Genomic DNA, 10,440 nt, shown 5'->3' on the forward strand with positions numbered 1-10,440 from the left:
CTTCAGATGCAGCGATGCGTCGTGAAAGCGGTGGATGCCACCGTGACGTATGCTGCTAACGTCCGATAGTGGTGGTTAGCGGACGTTCGCCGGTCCGCTGCCGGATGTCCGCTATTGGTGGAAAGCGGACATTTAGCTAGCGCGCCCAGCTTCACCTTGGCAGGCTCGGTATATGAAGCATTGGCGAGCGATTCTGCTGATGGCCGTCGCGCCGTGCGCTTGTTCGAAGGAAGCTCCGAAGGCTTGCTCTCCTCCTCGCTCGGAGTGGGGGAAGCCAAGAAGCTTCGAGCTGATTGTGCTGAATAAGATTGCCCTGGATAGGACAGGCAGGACGTATTGGAACGGCAAGCAGGTGTCGCGGGAGACCCTCGATGAGTATCTGGTGCTCGGCACTAGGTTGAACCCTGAACCGTGGGTGTTCCTCGAAACGGAAATGGGGGCATCCTGCGCATCGATTGAAGCCATTCGGGACCAGGTAGAGAAGCGCGTCGACTGTGCGACAGGCTACCGCTGCAATGAAGGCATTATGACCATTTGGGAGAATATGGCGATTTCCTCGACTACGCCCGCTTCCTAGGCGGCGCATGTCCGAAACTGGGCGTTAGCGGATGTTCCCCGATCCTCTGCGCGGAACGTCCGTTTTTGGTGGTTAGCTGCCGTTCGCCTTTCGGCCTCGTGAAAGCTATGCGTCCGATAGAGGAGATCACCGTGCCGCTATTCGCCGTCACATATTAGCACCCGAATGAGGATGGTTGGAAAGAGCACGTCATGCCCCACGTCGCATGGCTTCAAGATCGGCTGAAGGACGGCTCGTTGATTGCATCAGGGCCGTTTACAGGGACCGCCGTTAAATCAGCGCTGCTGATCATGAACGCTCCAGACCGTGCAGTGCTTGATCGGCTGATTGCAAGCGACCCGTTTGCCGAGCACGAGTTGATCGAAAACATGGTCGTGAGCGAATGGGACCCGATCTTCGGTGCGTTCAACAATCAATCTACCATGCCGGGGCAGATGCAGGGCGGTTGATCACGCGCCTCCGTCATGTCCGCTATTGGGCGTTAGCGGACCTTCGCCGATCGCCAGCCCCCAACGTCCTGTTGTGGTAGTTAGCTGTCCGCCGACGAAGCGGCTTGAACCGCTTGCAACCAGTCTGACCACATTGCCGGATCAAGCGGCATCTGACCTCGTTCGGCTCGGTTCAGACCGCCGAGTAGGCTCGCAATCTCCTCCGAACTACATCCTCCCCTCTGCCAATATGCTTCTAAAAAGATGCGCATCGCTTCAAATGCCGTGTCTGTATCGAGCTTGGTGTGTGGCGCATTGGAGGCGGTCATCTCGGCAGGATGACACCCGGCACGAATGTCCGCTAGTGGGCGTTAGCGGACATTCGCCGGTTGACCCGGTATTAAGACCGGTGCGGGCAGAGCGCCCGCATGCGCATCCTGCACGTCCTCGACCATGCCTTGCCATTGCAGAGCGGGTACACGTTCCGCACACGCGCGATCCTGAAGGCCTCGCGCGAGCGCGGCTGGGACGTGGCCGCCGTCAGCGGGCCTCGGCAGAAGACTGCGGCCCAAGGCTGGGAGGAGGTGGACGGACTTCGCTTCTACCGGACGCCGGCGGTCGGTGGCGAGGTGCGGGGGCTGGCGTCGTTCGCGCGGAGCATCGCGGCGGCGATCGACAGCTTCAGGCCGGACATCCTCCATGCCCATTCGCCGGTGCTCGATGGGCTGGCAGCATTGCCGATCGCGCGGTGGCGCAAGCTGCCGCTGGTGTACGAGATCCGGGCGTTCTGGGAGGATGCGGCGGTCGGCAACGGCACGGGGACGGAAGGATCGGCGCGGTATCGGGTGACGCGGGCGCTGGAGAGCTGGGCGGTGCGGCGCGCCGACGCGGTGGCGGTGATCTGCGAGGGGTTGCGTGGCGACCTGGTCGCGCGCGGGGTGCCGCGCGAGAAGATCATGGTGTCGCCCAACGGTGTCGACCTGGCGCTGTTCGGGCAGCCGCCGGCGCGCGACGGAGCGCTGGCGCACGAGCTGGGTCTGGAGCGCGCCGAGGTGATCGGCTTCATCGGCTCCTTCTACCCCTATGAGGGCCTGGACGACCTGATCGCGGCGATGCCGGCGCTGGTCGCGGCGCGGCCGGAAGCGGCGTTGCTGTTGGTCGGTGGCGGGCCCGCGGAGGCGGCGTTGCGGGCGCAGGCGGGGGCGTCGCCGGTGGCGCACCGCATCCGCTTCGTCGGCCGTGTGCCGCACACCGAGGTCGAACGCTATTACGGGCTGACCGATGTCCTTGCCTATCCGCGCAAGGCGATGCGGCTGACCGAGCTGGTGACGCCGCTCAAGCCGCTGGAGGCGATGGCACAGGGCAAGCTGGTCGCGGCGTCCGACGTCGGCGGCCATCGCGAGCTGATCCGGGACGGCGACACCGGCACGCTGTTCGCGCCGGGCGATGCCGATGCGATCGCGCGATCGCTGGCGGGGCTGTTCGCTGACCGCAGCGGCTGGGACGCGCGCCGCGCACGGGCGCGACGTTTCGTCGAGGAGGAGCGTAACTGGTCGTCAAACATTGGCCGTTACGAACCGGTTTACCAACGGCTGGTCGAGGCCGCGAAGATGGGTCCAACATGGTTCAAGCAATCAGCCCCGGCATGATGCGGAAGCTCCCGACGATCGGCGGCGCGGCGGCGGGCGCGCTGATCGCGCTGACCTTTGTCCTGTTACCTGCAACCTGGCTCGAAGGCGCGGTGGTCGACAGCGGCATCGCGGCGCTGCTGCCCGTCGCGGAACCACCGCTGGGTACGACGGCCCGGGCGGTGCTCGCGCTGGGCGGCGGCATGGCGGTGGCGGCGGTGGTCTGGGCCGGGCTGTATCTGCTGTTCGGTCCCGGCGGGCTGATCGTCGCCAAACCGGTGCGCAAGGATGCGCCGACGGTGCGCCGCGCCGACGCGCATCCCGACGCGCCGCCGCGTTGGCCGCTGTCGGTAGCTGAACTGACCGAGCCGGCGGCGCCGCTGCCGCCGGTCGAGCAGGATCTGCCCGCCGATCTCGACGTGCCGCTGGCAGCGTTCGACCCGGCGGCGGTGCTACCGGTGCCGCATGAGCCGGTGCGACCGGTCAAGCCGTTGGCGACGCTTGCACCCGCGGCATCGCCGGTGCTGGAGCCGGGCGAGCGGCTGGAGACGTTCGCGCTCAAGGCGCCGGTCAAGGCGTCGGCTGCGCCGTCGTCGGACGAGCCGCCGAGCATCGATGCGCTGTTGCGCCGGCTGGAGCAGGGTGCGCGGCGGCGGGTCGTAGCCCGGTAGGTCTTCGATCCCCCCATTCATGGGGGGGTGGCAGCCGCTATAAGCGGCTGACGGAGCGGCCTCTCCACGTTCGGCTCGCTCGCGGCCCGGCCCGCTCCACACCTCGGCTGCGCCGAGCAGCCCCCCTCCCTGTAAACGGGAAGGATTTGAGTCGGACCCCCTTCGCCTTCGTCGCTTCTGCTGTTAGCACCCCTCCAAATCGGGAGGGTATATGGACAGCACCGCAAAGCCGGGCGTCGCGCAGGATGCGTCTGAAACACCGGCGACGCGCTACTCCTGGTATGTGCTGGGCGTGCTGGTGCTGGTCTATGTGCTCAATTTCATCGACCGGCAGATCATCACCATCCTGGCGCCGGACATCAAGCGCGACCTGGGACTGGATGACGCCGATATCGGCTTTCTGTACGGCACCGCGTTCGCGGTCTTCTATGCGCTGTTCGGCATCCCGTTGGGCCGGCTGGCCGACAGCTGGAGCCGGGTGCGGCTGTTGACCATCGGGCTGGCGCTATGGTCGGCGATGACGGCGGTGTCCGGCTTTTCGCGCAACGGCGTGTCGCTGGGGCTGGCGCGGATGGGCGTCGGCATCGGCGAGGCAACGGCGAGCCCATCGGCTTATTCGCTGATCTCCGACCTGTTCCCCAAGGGCAAGCGCGGCACGGCGCTGGCGATCTATTCGTCGGGCCTGTATCTCGGCGGCGGCATCTCGCTGATGATCGGCGGCGGCGTCGTGCAGGCGTGGAACAACGCCTATCCGGGCGGCGGGCCGCTGGGGCTAGTCGGGTGGCAGGCGGCGTTCCTGGCGGTGGGGTTGCCAGGACTGTTGCTGGCACTGTGGGTATCGACCTTGCGCGAGCCCATCCGCGGCCTGGTGGACGGCGTGCCGACGCCACCGGTGGAGCATCCGTTCCGCGACTTCGGGGCCGAGCTGTTCGCGGTGATCCCGCCCTTCACGTTCGTCGGCGCGGCCAGGCGGGGCGGCCGGGCGCTGGCGGTCAACCTGCTCGCGGCTGGCGTGCTCACGCTGGCGGCGCTGCTGCTGATCCGGCTGACCAACAGCGCGCTGCAATGGGTGTGCATCGCGTTCGGCTATTACGCGATCTTTTCCTGGGCGAGTTCACTGCGGCTGCGCGATCGACCGACATTCGCGCTGATCTGGGGGTCGCCGGCGTTCCTGGCGACGATCCTGGGCTATGGCTGCGTGGCGTTCCTGTCCTATGCCTCGACGGCGTTCGCGCCCGCTTACGCGCAGGAGGTGCTCGGCGCGTCGCCGGCGGTGACCGGCTATTGGGTCGGTGGCTTCGGCGCGTTGGGTGGGTTCCTGGGCGTCATCCTGGGCGGGCGGATGTCGGATTGGCTGCTGCGCGGCAACCCGGCGGGACGCATCCTGGTGGTGGTGTTCGGGCTGCTGGCACCGGTGATCCCGGTCTGGCTGGCGTTCTCGACGGTGTCGGCGCCGGGCGATGGCGACTTCATCCGTTTCGTGGCGCTGGCGAGCCTGGCGAACACGCTGGCGAGTTCGGCACTGGGCGCGGCGGCGGCGACCACACAGGACCTGGTACTGCCGAGGATGCGCGGGACCGCCACCGCGACCTTCTTCCTGGCGACGACGCTGGTCGGGCTGGCGCTGGGACCGTATCTGGCAGGCTATATCTCGGCGACGACGGGGAGCCTGGGGACGGGCGTCAAGTCGGTGCTGCTGATCGTGCCGATCGGGCTGGCGCTGCTGGCGACCGCTTACCGGCTGGTGCCCGCCGCCGCGGCCCGCACGGTCGAGCGGGCGCGGGCGGCGGGGGAGCCCGTTTAGACTTAAGCACCAGCGTTTCGGAATTTCCCTCCCCGACGGAAGTCGGGGCCCAGTCCGCGGCGCGGCCGACTGGGCCCCGGCTGCCGCCGGGGAAGCGGTTTTGCTAGTGGTAGCCTTCCACTTGCCTCAGACGGGAGCGAACACGCCGCAGGCGATGCGGGCGCCGCTGTTGCCGGACGGATCGGTCTGCAGGTCGTCGGCGGTGGCGTGGACCATCATCGCAGCACCATCGGCATCGAGCATGCCGTCCAGCGTCGCGCCGGCGAGCGTGATGCCGACCGTACCGCGACCGTCGCGGCCGATCTCGATGTTCGGCATGTCGCCGGCGTGTGGCCCCTGCGGGTTGAGCGTGCCGTGCTTGCTGTTCGCCGGGTTCCAATGCGGGCCGGCGCTGGCGAAATCGGGCGCGTCGCAGCGGCCGGTGGTGTGGACGTGCGCGCCGTGGGTGCCGGTGGGCAGGCTGTTGACGTCGAGCGTCACGCGCACGCCGCCCGCGACCTCCCGCAACGTCGCGCGGCCGGCCGGCGCGCCCGTGGCAGTGATGAGCTGCGCGGTGGCGAGGCGCCCATCAGGCAGCACCGCCCCGACTTCCGGCTCGGCCCGATTGCAGGCGGCGAGTGGCACGGCGAGGAGAAGCAAGGTGAGGGCGCGCATCGGGATCTCCGGGTCATGAGGGGTCGAGGGGCCAACGCATGACCGGTTCGTAGGCTGCACCGTCAGGTCCGAGATGGCTCTCGTAGAGGGTGAGGTGCTCCAGCACGAAGGGCGCGCTTGCCAGGCCGGCGGTGTCGGCGAGCCAGCGCTCGGCGGCAGCCCCGCGCGCCGCGATGCCCGAGAGACGCGCGAGCGTGATGTGGGGGAGGAAGGCGCGGCGCTCCGGCGGCAGACCGCAGCGGACGCAGGCGGCGTCGACCTTCCGGTGCAGCGCCGCAAGCGCTTGGTGCGGCGCGACGCCGGCCCATAGCGCGCCACCACGCTTGTCGAAGCGGCCGACGCCCTGCAGCCGCACCAACGGCGCGGGCGCGCGCACCTGCGCCAGTGCTGCCACGAGGTCGTCGCCGACGCGGGGCTCGACTTCGCCCACGAAACGGAGAGTCAAATGAAGTTGTTCGTCGTCTTGCCAGCGGGCGTTCGGAACGCCTTCCATGACGTCGAGCAGCTGCTCGCGGACGGCGGCGGGCGGACGCAGCGCGATGAAGAGGCGGATGGCCATGTGTAACCTTTTGTGTCTGCGCCCGCGTCGCGCAAGGGCGCCTTGAAAGCGAAGGGATTTGAGCCGATATTGCGCCTATCCGAGCATCGTTATGCTTCGGGCAAAGGAGTTTGGAATGGCTAACTGGTCTGACCCTCGGGCAAGCGCCGCGCCGTTCGCGGCGACGCAGGCCGGCACCCGCTCGGCGTCGTACGACGCGGGTCTGCGGTCCTACATGCTGTCCGTCTACAACTACATGGCTTCCGGCGTGCTGCTGACCGGCATCGTCGCGCTGCTGTTCGCGCAGAGCGGACTGGCGGCGCAGGTGCTGGCGACGCCGCTGCGCTGGGTCATCATGCTGGCGCCGCTGGCGTTCGTGATGGTGCTGAGTTTTGGCATCAACCGGCTGTCCACCGCCACCGCGCAGCTGCTGTTCTGGCTGTTCGCGGGCGTGATGGGCCTGTCGATGGCGTCGATCTTCCTGGTCTATTCGGGCCAGTCGATCGCGACGACCTTCTTCGCGACGGCCGCGGCCTTCGCCGGCCTGAGCTTGTTCGGCTACACCACCAAGCGCGACCTGTCGGGCATGGGCACGTTCCTGATCATGGGCGTGGTCGGGCTGCTGGTCGCCTCGCTGCTCAACATCTTCCTGCAGTCGACCGCGTTCCAGATGGCGATCAGCGCGATCGGTGTGCTGCTGTTCGCAGGGCTCACCGCCTATGACACGCAGCGCATCAAGGAGATGTACGCGCACGTCGCGGGCACCGACATGATGGGCAAGACGGTCATCATGGGCGCGCTGTCGCTGTACCTCGACTTCGTGAACATGTTCCAGTTCCTGCTGTCGTTCATGGGCAGCCGCGACTAACATACGAAGTTCGAACGAAAACTCGGGCCCGGTGGAGCGATCCGCCGGGCCCTTTGCTGTGGGAATGACGCATGCGGCTCGGGATCGAGGTGGAGATCGATTATGCGCTGCCCGACCCTGCCGACGTGCTGTTGCAGATCGAGGCGGCAGCGATGCCGGACCAACGGATCGAAACGGAGACGCTGACCGTCTGGTCCGACATTCCGTTGCGCGCCGCGCGCGGCGAGGACGGGATAGGGCAGCGGTGCTGGGTCCATGCGGTCGGGCGGTTCCAGGCACAGTATCACGCGACGGTGACGATCGACCGGCCAGCGGTGACGCTGGCGACGCTGGGCGCGAGCGCACCGCGCGCCGTGCCGGCGGAGTTGACCGCCTATCTGCTGCCGAGCCGCTATTGCCCGGTCGAGACGCTCTACGGCTTCGTGCGGCGCGAGTTCGCGGGGCTGGCGGGTGGACCGCTCGCCGCTGCGATCGCCGAGTGGGTGGAGCGCGAGATCGCCTATAGCTGCGACGGCGCGATCGGCGGCACGGCGCTCGATACCTTTGGCCAGCGCGCAGGCGTGTGCCGCGACTTCGCGCACCTGGTGGTGACGCTGGCGCGCGCGGGCGGCATCCCGGCCCGCTGCGTATCGGCCTATGCGCCTGGCGTCGATCCGCCGGACTTCCACGCGGTGGCGGAGCTTTGGCTCGATGGCGGCTGGCACCTGGTGGACGCCACCGGCATGGCGCGCGCGGAGGAGCTGGCGCGGGTCGCGGTGGGGCGCGATGCGACCGATATCGCGTTCATGACGATCTTCGGGCGCGCCTCGCTGATGCGGCAGGTGGTGCGCGTGGCGCGGCTGGACTAGGAACGGGCGGGCGTATCGCTCGTTCTCCTGGCGATACGATCCTCACGCAGGAGCACGTTCTCATGGCCGACACCGCAGACACCCCGCTCGACACGCTGTCCGTCGCCCCCACGGCCAGCAACCAGGAGCGTGATCCGCGCCAGGATGCGGGTCAGGACGCTTCGATCACGGCCCGGCTCGAGCGTGATCCGCAAAGCAAGGAAGCGCGGCTCGACAACGCGTTGGACGAGTCGATGGACGCCAGCGACCCGCCCGCGTCGACCCAGCCGGTGCACAATACCGGACCGGCGGCATCGTCCGGGTATGACGAGGAAGCCGAGAAGAAGCTGCAGCACGGCGGCTGACGCTCTCCGCATCAGCTCTCCCCATTCTCGGAGAACGGTCTGTCGTACGCCGCCAGGGGATTGTTGCGTCAAAGTGACAGCTGGCGATCAATACGTTCCCGCCGACTCCACTCACCGCAACGCGTGTTGCGACGCAACAGCTTTCGTGATGCCTTGGTAAACGCCGGCTGACGGTGTCGTTCAGGGGTTTGTTAACCATCTTGGCGCATCGTCTGCCGGTACCGTTGGCTTCGGGGCGGGGTGACGAAAATGAGTGCCAAGATGAAGCAGGCCGAGGGCGTCATGACCCTCGCGGAGATGAAGGAATTCGCGAGCTTCGGCGCGGCCACGCAGCGGTACGTCCGCCGCTCGCTCGATATCGGACTGGATCGCGACGATGCCATGGAACGCTGGTCGCGCGATGTCGTCGAGGCGGCGAGCATCCGGGCGCAGGCGCGGCTCTATCAGGTTCTCCCCGAGCTTCGCGAGCAGGTGCCGGACGACAGCGGTCTCGACGCGATTGAGCCGTTCCTGGCGCCGCTGATGACGCTGACCGCGTTCGACCTGGGGCAGGGGCGGCTGACGAGTTTCGCCGCCTATCGCTTCCTGTACGAGCGGCTGGTCGGCGCCGAGGTGCGGCCGTGGCTGCCGTCGGCCTTCTGCGCCGCCGCGGCGCTGCCGCATTTGCATCCCGAACTGCGCCGCAAGCTGCTCCAGTCGATCAGCGAGGCGGCGGCGACCGCATCGGGCTGGTCGAACCGGCAGCCGGCGTTCTTTCCTTACTGGGTGGAGAAGGTGGACTCGAGCGGGGCGCTGCCGGCCTGAGATACACGGCCTGGGCCGATGAGGACTGAAGCTGTTCTGACGACGGCTAACGCCGGTGGGTTCAACCGGTGGTCGCAACGCATCATTCTCGGGTGAGAGGAGCGTGAGCGATGAGGCAGCGGAAGCGGATCTACTGTTCGGCGGCGCAGTGTGCGGAGATCTGGGACCGGTGGCGACGCGGCGAGTCGATGAGTTCGATCGGTCGACGGTTCGATCGGGAGTCCTCGTCGGTGTTCTCGGTGCTATCGCCGTCGGGCGGCATCCGTCCGGCCGAGCGCAGGCGTTCGGCGCGGTCGCTGAGCCTGGCCGAGCGCGAGGAGGTGTCCAGAGGTCTGGTCGCGGGGCGTTCGCTCAGGGCGATCGCCAGCCAGTTGGGCCGGGCACCATCGACGATTAGCCGGGAAGTCGGGCGCAATGGAGGGCGAGAGCGATACCGGGCGACCCGATCCGACCAGGCGGCGTGGGAACGTGCGTTGCGCCCCAAGCCCTGCAAGCTGGCTTGCCATCCGGCCTTGCGCCGAACAGTGTCGGCCAAGCTGCGCCGCAACTGGTCGCCCGAGCAGATCGCGGGTTGGCTGGGGCGCAGCTTTGCCGACCAAGAGCGGCACCGGGTGTCACACGAGACGATCTACAAGAGCCTCTATATCCAGGCGCGCGGCGTGCTGAAGAAGGAGCTGCTCGCGCATCTGCGGGCGAAGCGCACGATCCGGCGCTCGCGCCATGCCAGCCTGAAGCGTGACGGGCTCGGCCAGATCAGGGACGCTGTCCCGATCATTGAGCGGTCGCCCTGCGTCGAGGACCGCGCCGTGCCCAGGCATTGGGAGGGCGATCTCATCTCGGGGGGCGCGGCAGCCATGTCGTGACGCCGGTCGAGCGGCAGTCGCGCTACGTGATCCTGGCCAGGTCGCGAACAAGCAGACCGCGACCGTCGTCTCGGCACTGATCGGGCAAGCGCGCAAGCTGCCCGGAGACCTCTGCCGGTCGCTGACCTGGGACCGGGGCAAGGAGCTTGCCGACCACCGGCGCTTCACCCTGGCGACCGATGTCGAGGTCTACTTCTGCGATCCGCACAGCCCGTGGCAGCGCGGTACCAACGAGAACACCAACCGCCTGCTGCGCCAGTACTTGCCCCACGGCGTCGATCTGTCGACCTTCAGTCAGGCCCAGCTCAGCACCATCGCCAGGCAACTCAACGAGAGGCCGAGAAAAACCTTGATGTACCAGACGCCAGCTGAGAAGTTCGCCCAAGCCGTTGCGACCACCGGTTGAACCCACC

General features: G+C 67.6%; 11 protein-coding genes and 1 pseudogene. 10 read left to right on the forward strand and 2 right to left on the reverse strand.

Going from position 1 to position 10,440, the window contains the following annotated elements; all coding sequences use genetic code 11:
- Positions 1-172 precede the first annotated feature (172 nt).
- The 5 genes from VFQ64_RS02370 (at position 173) to VFQ64_RS02390 (ending at position 5,108) form a co-directional block, all read left to right on the forward strand.
- Positions 173-577 carry a hypothetical protein gene (locus tag VFQ64_RS02370; protein ID WP_325101701.1) on the forward strand — a complete coding sequence of 135 codons (405 nt, stop codon included), beginning with the start codon at positions 173-175 and terminating at the stop codon, positions 575-577.
- 191 nt (positions 578-768) lie between these two features.
- Complete coding sequence (locus tag VFQ64_RS02375; protein ID WP_325101702.1) at positions 769-1,026, forward strand: YciI family protein; 258 nt, start codon at positions 769-771, stop codon at positions 1,024-1,026.
- Positions 1,027-1,433: 407 nt separating this feature from the next.
- Positions 1,434-2,654, forward strand: a complete 1,221-nt coding sequence (locus tag VFQ64_RS02380; protein WP_325101703.1) for a TIGR04063 family PEP-CTERM/XrtA system glycosyltransferase — start codon at positions 1,434-1,436, stop codon at positions 2,652-2,654.
- Positions 2,651-3,304, forward strand: coding sequence for a hypothetical protein (locus VFQ64_RS02385; protein ID WP_325101704.1), 654 nt, complete (start codon positions 2,651-2,653; stop codon positions 3,302-3,304). The genes VFQ64_RS02380 and VFQ64_RS02385 overlap by 4 nt, the downstream gene beginning before the upstream one ends.
- 211 nt (positions 3,305-3,515) lie before the next feature.
- Entirely contained in the window at positions 3,516-5,108 is a 1,593-nt protein-coding gene (locus VFQ64_RS02390; RefSeq protein WP_325101705.1) for an MFS transporter, read from the forward strand.
- 126 nt (positions 5,109-5,234) lie between these two features.
- Here VFQ64_RS02390 and VFQ64_RS02395 read toward each other — a convergent pair whose 3' ends face one another.
- Complete coding sequence (locus tag VFQ64_RS02395; RefSeq protein WP_325101706.1) at positions 5,235-5,762, reverse strand: superoxide dismutase family protein; 528 nt, start codon at positions 5,760-5,762, stop codon at positions 5,235-5,237.
- A gap of 13 nt (positions 5,763-5,775) precedes the next feature.
- Positions 5,776-6,321 carry an RNA 2',3'-cyclic phosphodiesterase gene (gene thpR, locus VFQ64_RS02400; RefSeq protein WP_325101707.1) on the reverse strand — a complete coding sequence of 182 codons (546 nt, stop codon included), beginning with the start codon at positions 6,319-6,321 and terminating at the stop codon, positions 5,776-5,778.
- Between the two features lie 115 nt (positions 6,322-6,436).
- Between thpR and VFQ64_RS02405 the strand changes: the two genes are divergently transcribed.
- The 5 genes and pseudogenes from VFQ64_RS02405 (at position 6,437) to VFQ64_RS02425 (ending at position 10,433) form a co-directional block, all read left to right on the forward strand.
- The gene (locus VFQ64_RS02405; RefSeq protein ID WP_325101708.1) at positions 6,437-7,168 is read left to right on the forward strand and encodes a Bax inhibitor-1/YccA family protein; all 732 of its coding nucleotides are present in this window, start codon (positions 6,437-6,439) and stop codon (positions 7,166-7,168) included.
- A 71-nt stretch (positions 7,169-7,239) separates the two neighbouring features.
- Positions 7,240-8,016 carry a transglutaminase family protein gene (locus VFQ64_RS02410; RefSeq protein ID WP_325101709.1) on the forward strand — a complete coding sequence of 259 codons (777 nt, stop codon included), beginning with the start codon at positions 7,240-7,242 and terminating at the stop codon, positions 8,014-8,016.
- A 62-nt stretch (positions 8,017-8,078) separates the two neighbouring features.
- Positions 8,079-8,360, forward strand: a complete 282-nt coding sequence (locus tag VFQ64_RS02415; protein WP_325101710.1) for a hypothetical protein — start codon at positions 8,079-8,081, stop codon at positions 8,358-8,360.
- Positions 8,361-8,621: 261 nt separating this feature from the next.
- Positions 8,622-9,164: a hypothetical protein gene (locus VFQ64_RS02420; protein ID WP_325101711.1), complete on the forward strand. Its 543-nt coding sequence runs from the start codon at positions 8,622-8,624 to the stop codon at positions 9,162-9,164.
- A 110-nt stretch (positions 9,165-9,274) separates the two neighbouring features.
- Positions 9,275-10,433: pseudogene (locus VFQ64_RS02425) on the forward strand (IS30 family transposase).
- Positions 10,434-10,440 lie beyond the last annotated feature (7 nt).

The organism is Sphingomonas sp. (assembly GCF_035714405.1).
GTDB lineage: Bacteria > Pseudomonadota > Alphaproteobacteria > Sphingomonadales > Sphingomonadaceae > Sphingomonas.